Source organism: Xanthomonas sp. F1, assembly GCF_014199855.1.
Genome location: NZ_JACHOK010000001.1, coordinates 796,255 through 812,033, shown reverse-complemented (window position 1 = coordinate 812,033; position 15,779 = coordinate 796,255). Strand labels below are relative to the sequence as shown.

The 15,779-nt window shown below is 65.6% G+C and carries 13 protein-coding genes and 1 tRNA gene; 8 read left to right on the top strand and 6 right to left on the bottom strand.

Going from position 1 to position 15,779, the window contains the following annotated elements; all coding sequences use genetic code 11:
* Window positions 1-46 precede the first annotated feature (46 nt).
* Window positions 47-120: transfer RNA gene (locus GGR71_RS03360), tRNA-Gly, on the top strand.
* Window positions 121-588: 468 nt separating this feature from the next.
* Here the strand turns inward: GGR71_RS03360 and GGR71_RS03355 are convergent.
* Complete coding sequence (locus GGR71_RS03355) at window positions 589-1,548, bottom strand: LysR family transcriptional regulator (protein ID WP_160957292.1); 960 nt, start codon at window positions 1,546-1,548, stop codon at window positions 589-591.
* Between the two features lie 75 nt (window positions 1,549-1,623).
* Between GGR71_RS03355 and GGR71_RS03350 the strand changes: the two genes are divergently transcribed.
* Window positions 1,624-2,232, top strand: coding sequence for an FMN-dependent NADH-azoreductase (locus GGR71_RS03350; RefSeq protein WP_160957293.1), 609 nt, complete (start codon window positions 1,624-1,626; stop codon window positions 2,230-2,232).
* Between the two features lie 398 nt (window positions 2,233-2,630).
* Here GGR71_RS03350 and GGR71_RS03345 read toward each other — a convergent pair whose 3' ends face one another.
* On the bottom strand, window positions 2,631-3,251 hold the full coding sequence (locus tag GGR71_RS03345; RefSeq protein ID WP_160957294.1) for a histidine phosphatase family protein: 621 nt from the start codon (window positions 3,249-3,251) through the stop codon (window positions 2,631-2,633).
* A gap of 178 nt (window positions 3,252-3,429) precedes the next feature.
* On the opposite strand from GGR71_RS03345, the gene GGR71_RS03340 reads away from it, so the two are divergent.
* Window positions 3,430-5,520: a phosphocholine-specific phospholipase C gene (locus tag GGR71_RS03340; protein WP_160957295.1), complete on the top strand. Its 2,091-nt coding sequence runs from the start codon at window positions 3,430-3,432 to the stop codon at window positions 5,518-5,520.
* A gap of 413 nt (window positions 5,521-5,933) precedes the next feature.
* Here GGR71_RS03340 and GGR71_RS03335 read toward each other — a convergent pair whose 3' ends face one another.
* Window positions 5,934-8,243 carry a TonB-dependent receptor family protein gene (locus tag GGR71_RS03335; RefSeq protein WP_160957296.1) on the bottom strand — a complete coding sequence of 770 codons (2,310 nt, stop codon included), beginning with the start codon at window positions 8,241-8,243 and terminating at the stop codon, window positions 5,934-5,936.
* Between the two features lie 281 nt (window positions 8,244-8,524).
* Here GGR71_RS03335 and rimK point away from each other — a divergent pair, with 281 nt between their 5' ends.
* The 4 genes from rimK to GGR71_RS03315 all read left to right on the top strand — a co-directional run bounded on the left by rimK (window position 8,525) and on the right by GGR71_RS03315 (window position 12,145).
* Window positions 8,525-9,418, top strand: a complete 894-nt coding sequence (gene rimK, locus GGR71_RS03330) for a 30S ribosomal protein S6--L-glutamate ligase (RefSeq protein ID WP_160957297.1) — start codon at window positions 8,525-8,527, stop codon at window positions 9,416-9,418.
* Window positions 9,419-9,679: 261 nt separating this feature from the next.
* Window positions 9,680-10,126, top strand: a complete 447-nt coding sequence (locus GGR71_RS03325) for a hypothetical protein (RefSeq protein WP_456362572.1) — start codon at window positions 9,680-9,682, stop codon at window positions 10,124-10,126.
* 14 nt (window positions 10,127-10,140) lie between these two features.
* Window positions 10,141-10,818 carry a response regulator transcription factor gene (locus GGR71_RS03320; RefSeq protein ID WP_010340533.1) on the top strand — a complete coding sequence of 226 codons (678 nt, stop codon included), beginning with the start codon at window positions 10,141-10,143 and terminating at the stop codon, window positions 10,816-10,818.
* Entirely contained in the window at window positions 10,811-12,145 is a 1,335-nt protein-coding gene (locus GGR71_RS03315; protein WP_160957298.1) for a sensor histidine kinase, read from the top strand. Before GGR71_RS03320 ends, GGR71_RS03315 begins: the two co-directional genes overlap by 8 nt.
* 89 nt (window positions 12,146-12,234) lie before the next feature.
* Here GGR71_RS03315 and coaE read toward each other — a convergent pair whose 3' ends face one another.
* Genes coaE through GGR71_RS03300 form a run of 3 tightly spaced genes read right to left on the bottom strand, consistent with a single transcriptional unit; the run spans window position 12,235 to window position 15,001 of the window.
* On the bottom strand, window positions 12,235-12,858 hold the full coding sequence (gene coaE / locus GGR71_RS03310; protein ID WP_160957299.1) for a dephospho-CoA kinase: 624 nt from the start codon (window positions 12,856-12,858) through the stop codon (window positions 12,235-12,237).
* Window positions 12,859-12,871: 13 nt separating this feature from the next.
* Window positions 12,872-13,735: a prepilin peptidase gene (locus GGR71_RS03305; RefSeq protein ID WP_010342233.1), complete on the bottom strand. Its 864-nt coding sequence runs from the start codon at window positions 13,733-13,735 to the stop codon at window positions 12,872-12,874.
* Between the two features lie 6 nt (window positions 13,736-13,741).
* Window positions 13,742-15,001, bottom strand: coding sequence for a type II secretion system F family protein (locus tag GGR71_RS03300; RefSeq protein WP_048490328.1), 1,260 nt, complete (start codon window positions 14,999-15,001; stop codon window positions 13,742-13,744).
* Window positions 15,002-15,362: 361 nt separating this feature from the next.
* Between GGR71_RS03300 and GGR71_RS03295 the strand changes: the two genes are divergently transcribed.
* Window positions 15,363-15,773 (top strand): pilin, encoded by a 411-nt coding sequence (locus GGR71_RS03295; RefSeq protein ID WP_160957300.1) that lies wholly within the window; start codon window positions 15,363-15,365, stop codon window positions 15,771-15,773.
* Window positions 15,774-15,779: the final 6 nt, after the last annotated feature.

Sequence of the window (15,779 nt, the reverse complement as noted above, 5' to 3'; positions counted from 1 at the left end):
ATTTCTTGCGCAACCCCCGGCCCAGCGCATAGACTGCACCGGCAACGCGGGCGTAGCTCAATGGTAGAGCTGTAGCTTCCCAAGCTACTGACGTGGGTTCGATTCCCATCGCCCGCTCCATCTCTTGCAAGCGTCTCGGATAATTTTCCCGCTCCGCAATATCCGGTCCGCTCCGCAATCAGCGCGTCGGGCTGGTCTTCGCGCCCTTGCGCTTGCGCACGTAGATCTCGGTCTTCCTTCGTGACCCACTTGTGTCGCCACTGCGCCTGAGCTTGGCGGATGTTGCCGGTCGTATCGGGTTTGTCCGTGCCCGCTTTCGCGCACAGGTCGCGGAACTGAGCTCCCCTGCGCCACGTCCGCCTGGCGTGCCTTGTCGAACCGGTGGCGGAGGGCTGCCCGTCCGATCGGCATGCCACTCGCATCGGTGATCAGTCGTGTGCTTCGGAGCGTATTGGACTTCTTTGCGGGCCGCGACGCGGTCCAAGCGAGCAGCGAGGTTGCCGATGATCTCCATCCGCTGCTTCGGACCCGTCTTGGCCTGGCCGATTACCAAACCATCGCCTGCACGTTGGCGCTCGCGTGCCGGCGCTATCGAACGCGTTCCATGCATGGGGACAGGGGCGCTTGTGGGTCTGGACGATCGGGCGCAGTTCCCGCAAGCCGGCGCCACAACCAGTCCGCCGCGGGCCGAAGGACCGTGTCTTTTCGTTTCGCTACCATGATGCGAAGCGCTTGATCGGATTTCCAGGTCTCGGAGGCCAGTTCGACCAACCGCTCCGATGAGAGATCGTTGATCACCATGTGCTGCGGCATTCCGCCCCATCCCAGTCCGGCGAGTAACATGCCATACGCTGCGCCCAGGTCGTTGATGTGCCAGACATTGGGCGAATGATAGGACGTGTCCACGCTGGACCTTGCTTCTGGATCGATCAGGGCGATTTGCACATGATCCTTCAGGTCTTCAGCTGCGACGGTTTTCGCAATTGCGGCCAACGGATGATGTGTCGAGGCCACGGTAATGATCGGGATGGTGGCGACGGTCACCACCTCCAGTTCGGGGTACACCTCGGACGTCCCGTCCAACAAGCCGATGGTGGCTTGGCGTTCCACCACCTTTTCCGCCGCCGCGCTTGCGTTGTGCATCAGTACCCTGGGCGACACCGCCGGCCATGCGGCCCTGAAAGCACCTAGGGCGCGATAGAGGTCGCACATCGGGAACAGCGTGTCCACGGCCAGCCTTACTTCAGCCTCGGCGCCAGACGCCAGGTCTCTCGACAGTGCCTGGAACACATTCACCTCGTCGCAGATGCGACGTGCCCGAGCCAGCAAGGCACTGCCGGCAACCGTGATCGCAGGGCGGTAGGCGCTTCTGTCAAAAAGCGTCACGCCCAGTTGCTCTTCCATGCGTTGCACGCTGTGGCTTACCAACGATTGCGCCTTGCCCAGCGCACGCGCCGCAGCAGAAAAGCTTCCGTGGTCGGCCGCTGCGATGAAAATGCGCAGCTGGTCGAGCGAGAACGCATCTCCATCTGGAATCTTGATGGTCATCATCAGGTTGGGAGCAGTTTTTTAAGTTTTTGCGCTTCGTTAGCGTAGCGCATCTTCCACTGACGGAGTTTTCCGATGACGCGGCTTCTCGTTCTCAACAGCAGCATCAATATGTCTGGCTCGATTTCCCGTGCAATGGTCGCGGCCTACGTGCAAGCACACATGCTGGCCCATCCGGCGACCGTGTTGGTGCAGCGTGATCTGGTCAAAGAACCATTGCCGGCGATGCAGCCGGACATGCTTCCTCTCTATCTGGGGCAGCCGGAACAGGCCGATGTCGCTGCCACGGCGCTCTGCGATGCACTGATCCGCGAGGTGGAACAGGCCGACGTCATCGTCATGGGCTTGTCGATGTACAACTTCTCGTTGCCAGCCTCGGTCAAGGCGTGGCTCGACTACGTGGTGTGTGCTGGCAAGACATTTCGCTATACGCCAGAGGGGTCGCAAGGCCTTTTGCCAGCGGGGAAACAGGTCGTCGCGCTCGTCGCCAGCGGAGGCGTTTACTCGCACGGCGAGGGCGCAAAACACGATTATCTGTTGCCCTACTTGAAGACCATCCTGTCCCTGATTGGCCTTACTGACGTGCGAGCGATTCGTGCGGAAGGAACGGCGCTCGGGGACGTGGCTGCCATTCGAGAGAGAGCCGTGGCGGAGGCAGCGGCGCTGGCGAAGCAGCGAGGGTGAATCTCATGGTCGGGTACGGCGGCGCCTGGTGTAAATCGTCGTCGTGACGATGAATTCGCCTGTGCTCGGCCAATTGGGCTGGCTCGATGACTGTTCCCGTCCTGTCAGGATCTGCATGCTCGCCGCGATGGCTCTGCTGCTGTGCATCGGCGGCTAGAGATCGCGGGCTGCGCTGTTTCATGGCCGGTGGCCCGGCCTGTCAGTTCACCCGTTGCCAATCTCGCGTCGATCGATGGCCGATGTCGTCCCGATGCGCGCGGCCCGATAGTGGGATGACCGAGAGCGTGATGATGCGAGAGGGCCGTTGGTGGCGTTTCGGCCTGGATTGCGCTTGGCTCAGGGGCAGCAGCAACTGTGGCAATGCCTTCCAACGCCGTAAATAAGGGCGTTGGAAGGCACTAGGCGCGAAGCCCGAGCGTGTGATGGGTTTCGTTGAGGCGATGCAGGGTGAAGTCGCCTGCTTCGATCGCGATTTCATTCACGCAGCACGGCTCCTGCTTGATGCGCCAGTAGCGCGCCAGCGGCAGCCCGAGGCATTGCAGGAGGATGACCCGATTGATGCTGTCGTGGCCAACCAGGACGACGGTCTGGCTGCCGTGATCGCGCAGGAGCCTGTGCAGCACCCGCATTGCGCGAACCAGCACGTCCGCCAGCGTTTCGCCGTCTGGAATCACGGCAAGATCCGGCGTCGCAAACCAGGCCCGTGCGAGATCGGGCCAGCGCGCAGCCACCTCTTCGTGCGTCAGCCCCTGCCATTGGCCGTAATCGATGTCGGACAGGTCGTCCAGGATCTTGGCCGGCACGCCGGTCGTCTGCGCGATTGCTGCGCCGGTCCGCACGCACCGCGACAGCGGGCTGGTGTAGATCGCATCCGGTGCCCAGCTTTGGGCCACGCGCGCCGCCAGCGCGGCGGCCTGCAGTGCGCCAAGCTTCGATAGCGGCAGTTCCGCGCGCCCGCGGAACCGCTCGGGTGCAATCCAGTCGACATGCCCATGGCGGGCGAGGATCAGGGTGGTCATGACGCCTTTCTCTCATTGTCTTGTCGAACCAGCGCTGAGCGATGCGACGTGCCGCGCCCTTGATGGGCTTGTCGCGAGCCAGTCGCGACGGCCACCGACGTACTGTCAAACCCGCTTCATCCACAGCCGCTAGGCTGGCCGACGCCTGAGCATTTGCTCGTTGCCGGTGCTGCGTCCCGTGGTCGAACACAGTCGTCGTCGTTTTCTCGCCCGCGCGTCTCTGGCCCTGGGGGCCGGCGCGGCCATGCCGCTGTTGCCGGGCGTCATCCGCAGTGCGCTGGCGGTGCCGCCGGCGCGGGTCACCGGCACGCTGCAGGACGTGCAGCACGTGGTGATCCTGATGCAGGAGAACCGTTCCTTCGATCATTACTTCGGCTGCCTGCGCGGGGTACGTGGCTATGGCGATCCGCGGCCGTTGCGGCTGCCCAGCGGCAAGCCGGTCTGGTACCAGCCCGAGCGCAAGGGCAGCGATCGCTATGTGCTGCCGTTCCGGCTCAACAGCCAGACCAGCAGTGCGCAGTGGATGAAGGATCTCAACCACGACTGGAAGGGCTCGCACGAGACCTGGAAGCACCACGACGCCTGGATCGCGCAGAAGAGCGCGATGAGCATGGGCCACTTCCAGCGCGAGGACATTCCGTTCTACTACGCATTGGCCGACGCGTTCACCCTTTGCGACGGCTACCACGCCTCGCTGTTCGGCCCGACCAATCCGAACCGCATGTACATGTTCACCGGCACCAGCGGCCTGAGCGTCGGCAACGATGGCGAGCAGGCGGTGAACAACCGCGACGACGGCAATTGGACCGCGGACATGGCGCGCGACAATCCGCGCTTTTCCGGCTACACCTGGAGTACGTATTCCGAGCGCCTGCAGCAGGCCGGCATCAGCTGGCAGGTGTATCAGGAGTTCGACAACTACGGCGACAACAGCCATCCGTACTTCGCCAACTTCCGCAAGCTGGACCGTGCGTCGCCGCTGTACCGCCGTGGCCGAGCCATCGTGCCCGGCTCCACCGCCGACAACGCCAAGGCTTCGCGCGGCGAACACCTAGTGGCGGCGTTCGCGCGCGACGTGCGCGCCGGCACGCTGCCGCAGGTGTCGTGGATCGTCGCGCCGTACCTGCTCAGCGAGCATCCCGAGGCGACGCCTGCCTATGGCGAATCCTTGAGCGCACGCCTGCTGGAAGTGCTGGCCGCCGCGCCGGAGGTCTGGTCGAAGACGGTGTTCCTGATCAACTACGACGAGAACGACGGCTTCTTCGACCACGTGCCGCCGGCGCTGCCGGCGATCCGGCCGGAGCTGGGTGCCAGCAACGTGGACCTGCGTGGCGAGGACTATCACGGCGTACCGGTCGGCCTGGGGCCGCGGGTGCCGATGCTGGTGGTGTCGCCATGGAGCCGCGGCGGCTGGGTGAACTCGCAGGTGTTCGACCACACCTCGGTGCTGCGCTTCCTCGAACGCCGTTTCGGGGTGATGGAGCCGAACATCAATCCGTGGCGCCGCGCCGTCGCTGGCGATCTGACCTCCACGCTGGATTTCGTCGGCCACGATCCGGCGCCGGTGGCGTTGCCGGACACACGCGACTTCATCGCCCGCATCGACGCCACCGCGACCCTGCCGCCGCCACAGCGCCCTGCACAGCAGGGGCTGCCGGTGCAGGAACCCGGGCAGCGCCCGGCGCGCGCGCTGCCCTACGATTTCGACGTGCGGCTGCAAGTGGATGCGGATGCGCGCATCCTGCGCATGCGCAACCGGGGCGCGGCCGGCGTGGCGCTCAATGCCTATGCCGACGACGGCGTGGCCGGACCCTGGTTCTACACGTTGGCTGCCGGCAGCGAGCTGCAGGATGCGCGTGCGTGGCGCGGCGCTGCCAACGGCACGGGCTATGCGCTGCGCGTGCACGGGCCCAACGGCTTCCTGCGCGAGTTCCATGGCGACGGTGTCGGCGATGCCGGTCTGCAGGCCGAGGCCGACTACGATGCCGCCGCGCAATGCCTGCTGCTGACGCTGGCCAATGCCGGCCCGCAGCCCTGCGCGCTGCGGGTCCGCGACGGGTATCGCGGCGATGGCGGCGCGCAGGCACTCACGCTGGCCGCCGGCGAACGCACCGTCCTGCGTCTGCCGCTGCAGGCGCAGCACCACTGGTACGACCTGACGATCGACAGTGCGACTCTGCCGCAATGGCGGCGGCGCCTGGCCGGCCACATCGAGACCGGCCGCCCAAGCATGAGCGATCCGGCGATCGGCCGGGCGGTCGACGCGTAGCGATCCCGGGAATCCGACGCCGGACGCGGGTTTCCGGCTGTACATGGTCGCGGGGGGGGGGGGGGGGGGGGGGGGGGGGGGGCGCGGGGGGGGGGGGGGGGGGGCGCGGGGGGGGGGGGGGGGGGCCCGGGGGGGGGGGGGGGGGCGCGCGGTTTTGGGGCGGCGCCGCCGGGGGGGGGGGGGTGTTTTGGGGTCGGCGGGGGGGGGGGGGTGGGGGGGGGGGGGGGCCGCCCCCCCCCCCCCCCCCCCCCCCCCCCCCCGCGACCGCTTCTAACCCATGCGATCCGAAACGCCGGTCCATCCTGTCTGGTTACCTGTCGCGCAACACGCATTTGCCTAGCCCAAAGCGCACACGCCGCCGCTGCGTGAGCAGCGGCGGCGCATGGTGCCTTCCCTGGCGCTGTCGCGTCGGCTCAGAACTTGCCGCTGAAGGTGACGAAGAACTGGCGCGGCGCGCCGGCCATCAGCGTCTGGTTGTAGCCGTTGGGGTCGGAGACCACATAGCCATTGGTGCCGACGGTGGCGAAGTAGCGCTTGTCGAACAGGTTGGTGACGTTCGCGCTCAGCCCCAGGTTCTGGAACATGCCGACCTGGCCGAAGTCGTAGCCGGCGCTCAGGTCGAAGCGCCAGTAGCTGGGCACCGAGGAGTCGTTGAGATAGCTGATGTAGCGGCGGCCGGTGTACTTGCCGTCCAGCGAGGCATGCCAGCCGGCGTTCTCGTAGGCCAGGCTGCTGGAGAACATCCACTCGGGGATGCCGACCACGCGCTTGCCGGAGGTGGCCACCACGCCGCCGTTGAGGTAGTCGTCCTGGTAGGTCGAGTCGTCGTAGGACAGCGAGTTCAGCCAGCGCAGCTGTTCGATCGGACGCCAGATCACCGCCAGGTCGGCGCCCTGGCTGCGCACCGAACCGACGTTGTTGAGCGTGGCCGAGCAGGTCTGGATCGCGCTGCACGGCGAGGTCACCAGCAGGCGGTCGTCGAAGGTGGTGTGGTACAGCGCCAGCGACGCTTCCACGCCGCCGCCACGCACGCGGTAGCCCAGTTCGTAGGTCTGTGCGGTCTCCGGCTCCAGCGAGCCCTTGATCGCGTTGAACGCGGCCTGCGATTCCTGGAACGGGGTGAAGCCGAAACCGGCCATGTTCTTGTTGTAGGAGGCGTAGACCTCCTGGTGCTCGTCGATCTTGAAGTTCACGCCCACCTGCGGCAGCAGGTCCGAATCGGCCTTGATCTCGCCAGCGGCATTGGACGCGGACGGCACCTGCGACTGCGCGGTGGTATCGACGATCAGCTTCTTGGCGCCGAAGTTCAGGGTCAGGCGCTCGTCGAGCAGGCGCAGCGTGTCCTGCGCGTAGACCATGGTGGTGTCGGTGTCGTAGTGCTGGGCGAAGCCGCGCGCGAACAGGGTGCCGTTCTTGTTGAAGTAGTACAGCTCGGTGAACGGGCCGTCGAGCAGGAAGTAGTTGCGCTCCTGCACGGTCTTGGCGTTCTGGTACCAGCCGCCGATCTCGATCTCGTTGCCGGCCACGGTGAAGTTCAGCGAGCCGGTGACGCCGTGGCGGTTCAGGCGGTAGTCGGTGGTACGCATCGACAGCGGCACGCTGGCCGAGGACGCGGCGTACGGCGTGGTCCACTGGCCTTCGCCGTTGTTGTCGTGGTAATAGCCGGTCAGGTTCAGCGTGGCGCTGCCGCCGAGGTTGAACACGCCGCTGAGCGCGGCCAGGTTGTCGCGGCGCAGGCCGGCGCCGGAGTAGTAGGACGCATCGGCCTTGCCGTAGTCGGCGGGCAGGCCGTTGAGGCTGGCCGGGTAGCTGCCCTTGCCGTTGAGCGCGTTGGCGATCTGCACCGCGCTGTTCCAGTCCGGCATCAGGTAGTCCCAGTCCCAGCCGAGGACCCGCTGCGAGGTCAGCGACAGGTCCATGATGTCGTATTCCTTGCGGTGCGAGCTGTCCAGGTACAGGCTGACCCGGTTGCCTTCGCCCCACTGGTACAACGCCTTGGCATTGGCCTGGTTGTACTCGTTGTTGCCGTAGCCCTTCCACTTGTCCATTTCGCCGTGCACCAGCGAGGTGTACAGGGAGAAGCCGTGGATGTCGCCGGTGTCGCCGCGCAGGTAGGTGCGGCGGGTGCTGTCGGAGCCGAGGGTCTGGCTGAAGCGGAAGCCGGCGTCGGCATCCGGATCGGCGGAGTAGTAGCGCACGGTGCCGCCGAGGTTGCTGCTCGAGGGTGTGCCCAGGCCGCCGGCGCCCTGCGCCAGTTCCACCGAGGCCACGTTCTCGGAAATGATCGCGCGGGTCACCTGCAGGCCATCGGTGACGCCGTAGCTCATGTTGCCCAGCGGCACGCCGTCCAGGGTGAAGCCGAGCCGGCTCTGGTCGAAGCCGTGCAGGCTGATTGCGGTGGACCATTCGTAGGCGCCGAACGGGTCGGCCGACTGGAACTGCACGCCGGGCAACTTGTCCAGCACCTTCAGCGCGCTGGTGCCGGGGGCGGCGATTCCGATGTCCTCACGGGTGATGCGCTGCACCTGGCGGGTGGTGCCGCTGGACACGACGGTGATCGCGTCGAGCATCGTCGCATCGTTGCCGCTCGCGCTGGCCGCCGCATCGGCGGTTGCGGTGGCGGCGGCCGGCGCGGTCTCGGCCAGCGCGGCGAAGGCCGGCAGGGCGGACACGACGGCGAGCACCAGCGCGTGCGGGCGCAAGGATCTGGAAGTGGGGGTCATCGAAAGTCACCAATCATGAGGGGGAGACGTTCCGGACCTGCCGCGCGGGGCGCGGGCAGCCGGCACCGGGCCGGTACGCGGCCCGCCCGCCACGATGCAACGGTTTTGTGAACGTTTCGGGGCGGTCCGGTGTCGGCTGTGGGACAGCGCGCGGACCGCGGGTGACGGCGATCACCGCGCATCCTGGCCTTGTGGCGCCGTCGGCACCTGCGGCGACGCGCGGCATCGCAGCGCCGGTGGCGCGACGTATGATGCCGGGCCTGCCACCGCCGCCGCCTTCGATGAAGCTCGCCATCCTGTCCCGCAACACCAAGCTGTACTCGACCCGGCGCCTGGTCGAGGCCGGCCGCGAACGCGGGCACACGGTGCGGGTGCTGGACCCGCTGCGCTGCTACATGCGCATCGCCGCCGGTGCTTTCACCATGCATTACAAGGGCAAGCCGATCACCGGCTACGACGCGGTGATCCCGCGCATCGGCAACTCGGTGACCCGCTACGGCACCGCGGTGCTGCGGCAACTGGAGATGATGGGGGTCTGCACCCCCAATCCGTCCGACGCGATCCTGCGCGCCCGCGACAAGCTGCGTGCGCACCAGTTGCTGGCGGCCAAGGGCATCGACATGCCGATGACCGTGTTCGGCGACAACCCGGACGACACCGGCGATCTGCTGTCCATGCTCGGCCCGCCGCCGCACGTGGTGAAGTTGAACGAGGGCACCCAGGGCACCGGGGTGATCCTGACCGAGAAGGCCAGCGCCTCGCGTGGCGTGGTCGAGGCGCTGCGCGGGCTATACGCCAATTTCCTGGTGCAGGAGTTCATCGGCGAGGCCGAGGGTGCCGACCTGCGCTGCTTCGTGGTCGGCAACCAGGTGGTGGCGGCGATGCGCCGCACCGCGCCGGAGGGCGACTTCCGCTCCAACCTGCATCTGGGCGGCACCGCCGAGCGGACCGTGGCCAGCCGCGGCGAGCAGGAGGTGGCGGTGCGCTCGGCCAAGGCGCTGGGCCTGGGCGTGGCCGGCGTCGACCTGATTCGTTCCAAGCGTGGGCCGCTGGTGCTGGAGGTCAACTCCACGCCGGGCCTGGAAGGCATCGAGACGGTCTGCGGGCTGGATATCGCAGGCAAGGTCATCGAACACCTCGAAGCCTGCTTGAAGCGAAAGAAATCAGTAGCTTAGTGGCATCTTTGGCTACTGGTTCTGGCTTAACGCGGGTTTAATTCCACCCTGCGTAAGCTTCACCGGACCGCAGCTCTGCCCTCCTCAGCAGGAACGGTAATCGGGATAGAAAACTTTCGGCCCAGGCAGCCCTGCTGCCTGGGTCTTTTTGTGGGCGATCGCTCACCCGGCCCATGCGGTGTGCTGCTTGCCGCAGTGTTTGGGCGGGGGCTACATTGCCGGCTGGGTCCAGTCTGCAAGGGGAAGGGGATGAAACGGTTGATGGCATTGGTGCTGGGCATGCTTCTGGCGAGCGCGGCAGTGGCGGCGCCCAAAGGTGAGGCGCCCATGAACGTGAAGAAAGCGTTCGCGCAGCAACTCAGTACAATTCGGCAGCAATTGAACGACGGCAAGACCTATTCCGAAATCAATGCTGACGATCGGAGCAAGGTCGAAGCCGCATTGGCGCGAATGGCTGCGATACTCGACGCCCATCAGGACGTGGAGACCTTGAAGGAAGAACAGAAGGTCGCGCTGTTCAACGACCAGGAAACGGTGAATACGCTGCTGACCAAGGCGGCGGCGGACAGCCGGATGGTATGCAGGCGCGAGGCCGTCACCGGTTCGCTGCGCACCACCACGCAATGCAGGACCGTGGCGGAACGCCGCCGCGACAACGAGGATGCGCAGGAACTGATGCGGCGCAATCCAACTGGCAAGTACGACTGACGGGGTAAATGTTGGTGCGAATTCTAGTGATCGAAGACAACAGCGACATCGCTGCCAATCTCGGCGACTACCTCGAGGATCGCGGTCATACCGTCGATTTCGCCGCCGATGGTGTTACTGGCCTGCACCTGGCGGTGGTGCACGAGTTCGATGCGATCGTGCTCGATCTCAACCTGCCGGGCATGGACGGCATCGAGGTCTGCCGCAAGCTGCGCAACGAAGCGCGCAAGCAGACCCCGGTGCTGATGCTCACCGCGCGCGATTCGCTGGACAACAAGCTCGCCGGCTTCGATTCGGGTGCCGACGACTATCTGATCAAGCCGTTTGCGCTGCAGGAAGTGGAAGTGCGGCTCAACGCGCTGTCGCGCCGCGGCAAGGGCGTGCACACCCGGGTGCTGGAGACCGGCGATCTGGAATACAACCTGGATACGCTGGAAGTGCGCCGCCAGGGCAAGCTGCTGCAGCTCAATCCCACCGCGCTGAAGATCCTGCAGGCGTTGATGGAGGCCGCGCCGGCGGTGGTGACCCGGCAGGAGCTGGAAACGCGTGTGTGGGGCGAGGAGCTGCCCGACTCCGACTCCCTGCGCGTGCATATCCATGGCCTGCGCGCGGTGGTGGACAAGCCGTTCGACGTACCGATGATCCAGACCCGCCACGGCATCGGCTACCGCATCGCCGCACCCGATGCCTGAAACGCCGGCGTTGCCGCGGGTCGTGCGGCGGCGCGGGCGCTATCGCCGTCGCCTCCGCAGCCGCATCATCCTCTCGTTCGTGCTGTTGGGCTTCGGCCTGACCGCGCTGTTCGCGTTCGCCACCAACTGGGCGCGCGCGCGCGTGGAGAACCAGCTGGTCGAAGACGTGATGAACCGCAACCTGGAAGCGTCCTGGCGCAGCTACGTGGCCAGCGGCGGGCGCAACCTGGCGATTCCGGTCCAGCAGATGAAGGGCTTTGTCTATCGTCCCGACAAGCTCGATGGCCTGCGTCGCGATTTCCCGGAGTGGGAGCGTCTCAGCGACGGCATCCACATGATGTCGGGCACCGACGCGGACGGCAAACCGTTCGCCTACAAGGTCGGCGTGCGCAAGACGCCGGACGCCTGGTTCTTCATGGCCTACGACCTGACCCAGACCATGCAGGGCGAGGTGCAGCTCAAGCGCACCTTGATCCTGTCGGTACTGGTGTTCAGCGCGTTGTCGCTGGTGATCGGCTGGTGGTCGGCGTCGCGGGTGATGCGGCCGGTGTCGGACCTGGCGGCGCGCTTGCGCGCCTATCGCGGCAGCAGCGATCCCAAGCCGCTGGCGCCGCATTTTCCCGACGACGAGGTCGGCCAGCTGGCCGAGGCGCTGGACGACTACTCGGCGCGCCTGACCGAAGTGGTGCAGCGCGACCGCGAGTTCAATGCCGACGTCAGCCACGAACTGCGCACGCCGCTGGCGGTGATCCGCGGCGCCACCGAGCTGCTGCTGACCCGGCCCAACCTCGACGAGAAGGTGCTGCAGCGCCTGCAACGCATCCAGCGCGCCGAACAACAGTGCAGCGATCTGATCGGGTCGCTGCTGCTGCTGTCGCGCAACGAGCGTGGACAGGGCCACAGCAACGTCGCCAAGGTGGCCGAGCAGTTGATCGAGTCGCATCGCGCGCAGTTGGGCGGCAAGCCGTTGCAGTTGCTGCTGGAAGGCGAGCGCAACCTCACCATCGATGCGCCGGAAGCGGCGCTGTCGGTGGCGCTGGGCAATCTGATCGGCAATGCGGTCAAGTACACCCAGGAAGGGCAGGTGGTGGTGCGGGTGCTGAGCGACGCGGTGCAGGTGATCGATTCCGGCCCGGGCCTGAGCGAGGAGGACGCGGCCAAGCTGTTCCAGCGCGGCTACCGCGGCACGCATGCCGGCCATTCGCAGGGTGGTGGCATCGGCCTGTCGATCGTCAGCCGGCTCTGCGATCTCTATGGCTGGCAGGTCAACGTGCGTCCGGGTGCCACCAAGGGCGTGGTGGCGACGCTGTGGTTCAAGCCGGCCTGAGGCTGGCGACGACGCGTCGACCGCCGTAGGAGCGGCTTCAGCCGCGACCGAGCCTTATCGGAAAGCCCGGTCGCGGTTGAACCGCTCCTCTACGAAGACGCCTTGGCCGCAGCCAACGCACGGTACTCCCGATCCAGTCTCTCCACTGCTTCCTGCAGTTCCTCCGCGGCGCCGTCGTTGACCACCACGTCGTCGGCAATGGCCAGGCGGGCGGCACGGGTGGCCTGCGCCGCCAGCATGCGCTGCGCCAGATCGGCGGTGATGCCGTCGCGTTGCATCAGGCGAGCGTGTTGCAGCGCCTCGGGGGCGTCGATCACCAGGATCCGGTCGAGCCAGGGATAGGCGGCGCGTGCGCCGACCTCGGTCAACAGTGGAATGGCCGCGATCGCATACGGTCCTGCGGCCTCACGGCAGCGTTCCTGCAGCAACTGGCGGATGGCGGGATGGGTGATCGCCTCCAGGTCGTGGCGGGCTGTCGCGTCCTCGAAGATGCGCTGGCGCAAGGCCGCGCGATCGAGCTGCCCATCGTCCTGCAGGATCTGCGGCCCGAACCGCGCCACGATCTGCGCCAGCGCCGGGTGGCCGGGGGCGACCACTGCGCGTGCGGCGAGGTCGGCATCGGCGACGACGATGCCCTTGGCCTCGAAGCGGCGGCTCAGTTCGCTCTTGCCGGAAGCCACGCCTCCGGTCAGGCCGACGACGAAATCAGTCAAGCCGTGGGCTCCGTCAGCGCAGTCCCGACCAGCGCATGTAGGTCTCGACGATCTCCGTGCCCCAGAAGAAGGTGATCCAGCCGGCGATCGCCAGATAGGGGCCGAACGGGATCGGCGTGGCGCGGTCGCGGCCCTTGGCGGCCAGCCACAGCGAACCCAGGATCGCGCCGACCAGCGAGGAGATCAGGATGGTCGGCAGGATGCCTTTCAATCCGCACCAGGCGCCGATCGCGGCCAGCAGCTTGAAGTCGCCATGCCCCATGCCTTCCTTGCCGGTGATCTGCTTGAACAGCCACCACACCGACCACAGCGAGAAATAGCCGACGGCGGCGCCGAGCAGGGCGGGTTTGGCCGGCATGTACAGGTTGTCCATGCTGCCGATCAGGCCGAGCCACATCAGCGGCAGGGTCAATTGGTCCGGCAGCAGGCGGGTACGCAGGTCGATGCCGGACAGTGCCACCAGGAAACAGCTGAACACGATCGCGCCGAAGCCCTGCCAGCCGAAGCCGAAGCGCCACACGCTGGCGACCACCAGCAGGCTGGTGAGCAGTTCCACCAGCGGGTACTGCGGTGAAATCGGCGCATGGCAGTAACGGCACTTGCCGCGCAACGCCAGCCAGCTGAACAGCGGGATGTTCTCGAACCAGGCCAGCTTGTGCTTGCAATGCGGGCAGTGCGACGGCTCCACCACGATGCCCGGCGGCGGCGGATCGTAGATGTCCGGCAGCTCCAGGATCTCGCGCGAATCGCGCTTCCACTGCCATTCCATGCGCTTGGGCATGCGCAGAATGACCACATTGAGGAAGCTGCCCACCAGCAAGCCGAGGCCGGCCGCGGCCGGGAAGCCGAGGCCGGGGTGTTGATCGAGAAATGCCATTAATGCTTATCCAACGACGGAGGCCAGCTTGAAGATCGGCAGGTACATGCCGATGACCATGCCGCCGACGATGGTGCCGATGAACACCATGATCAACGGTTCCAGCAAGCTGCTCAATGCATCGACCGCATTGTTCACTTCCTGCTCGAAATATTCGGCCACCTTGAACAGCATGGCATCCAGTGCGCCGGCCTCCTCGCCGATCGCGGTCATCTGGATCACCATGTGTGGGAACAGATTGGTCTGCTTCATCGCCATGTTGACCGGATAGCCAACCGCCACGTCGTCGCGCATGCGCAGGACGGACTTCTCGTAGACGCTGTTGCCGGTGGCGCCGGCGACAATGTCCAGTGCCTCTACCAGCGGTACACCAGCGCGGAAGGTCACCGCCAGGGTGCGCGAGAAGCGCGCCACTGAACTGTTGTGCATGATCTGGCCGATGATCGGCACCTTCAGAATCAGCCGGTCCATGCCGTGTTGCATCGCTGGCGACCGCTTATAAGCAAAGGTAAAGCCGACGATGGATCCGATTAGCACAAACAGCAGCAGCCACCAATAGGCCACCATGAAGCGTGAGGCGGCCACTATCATTTGGGTGAATGCAGGAAGTTCGGCGCCGAAACCTTTGAAAACGTCCTCGAATTGGGGGACCACAAACACCAGCAGGATCGAGCTGACGATCAGGGCAACGGCCATCACCATGGCCGGATAGAACAAGGCTTTCTTGATCTTGCCTTTCAGCGCCTCGATGTTTTCCTTGTAGGTGGCAACCGTTTCCAGGACTGTCTCAAGTACGCCCGCGCCTTCGCCGGCCTTGACCAGATTGCGGTACAACTCGTCGAACTGCACCGGGTGCTTGCTGATCGCCTCGTACAGCGAGGAACCGCCTTCGATATCGGTGCGGATCTGGTCGACCATCTTCTTCATGCGCGGGTTCTTGTGCCCGCTGGCGATGATCTCCAGCGAACCCACGATGGGAACGCCCGATTTCATCATCGTCGCCATCTGGCGGCTGAAGAAAGCGATGTCTTTTGTGCCGATCTTGCTGCCGCTCGCCCCGAACAGTGGCTTGGGCTTGGGCTTGACAACCGAAGGCGTGATGCCCTGCCGACGCAACTCGGCGCGCAGCAAGTTGGCGCTTTTGGCGACCTGCTCGCCTTTCATCTTGACGCCGCGCTTGTCGGTCCCCTCCCAGACGAAGGGCACCTGCTGACTGGTGCTGCGTGCGACCGGCTCTTTCTTGACTGCGCTGCGCGTTGCGGACATCAGGTCGTCTCCCCCGTCCGGCCATCCCCGGGCGGACATACCCAGCATGGTATCGGTTTCCTGGACGTCTGGCATCCGTAGCGACCATCATCCAGCCGGATCGCGCCCTTGGGGGTGACGTAGGGCGTCACTTTTTGCCCCACATGGGCGGATGGTCCATCCTGTCGCAAATTCCTGATTTGCCTGCGCCTTGGTCCTGTGGCTGAGGCATGATGCACTTCGGTAGGGGGATTGGGCATGCGCGCGAAGTTGGCACGCAGTCTGCTTCGCTTACCCCCACGTGGCGCTCAGCCGCGGCGCTCGGGGAGTAGGATCCGCGGGCGAGTGCCCACCACTCACATTCCATCTCTAGGGGTTTGTTATGAAGAAGCAACAGGGCTTTACTCTGATCGAACTGATGATCGTGATCGCGATCATCGCCATCCTGGCCGCCATCGCGCTGCCGATGTACCGTGACTATGTCGCCAAGTCGCAGCTCGCTGCTGCGCTTGCTGAAGTGACTCCTGCCAGGACCATGCTGGAATCCAAGCTTCAGGAAGACAGCACGTATGTGCCAGCCGACGGCGCAGCGCTTGGTCTGCAAACGACCACCCCTCGCTGCACCTCCTTTACTGTGACCGCTTCCAGCATTCAGTGCACTGGTGTAAAGGGTAACGACATTGTGACCGGAGCCACGGTGACGCTGAATCGCACCGCCGCAACCGGTGCTTGGGCGTGCGTGATCGCTGGTGGCAACGTTGCTGCCAAGCACAAGCCCAGCAACTGCACCTAATAATAC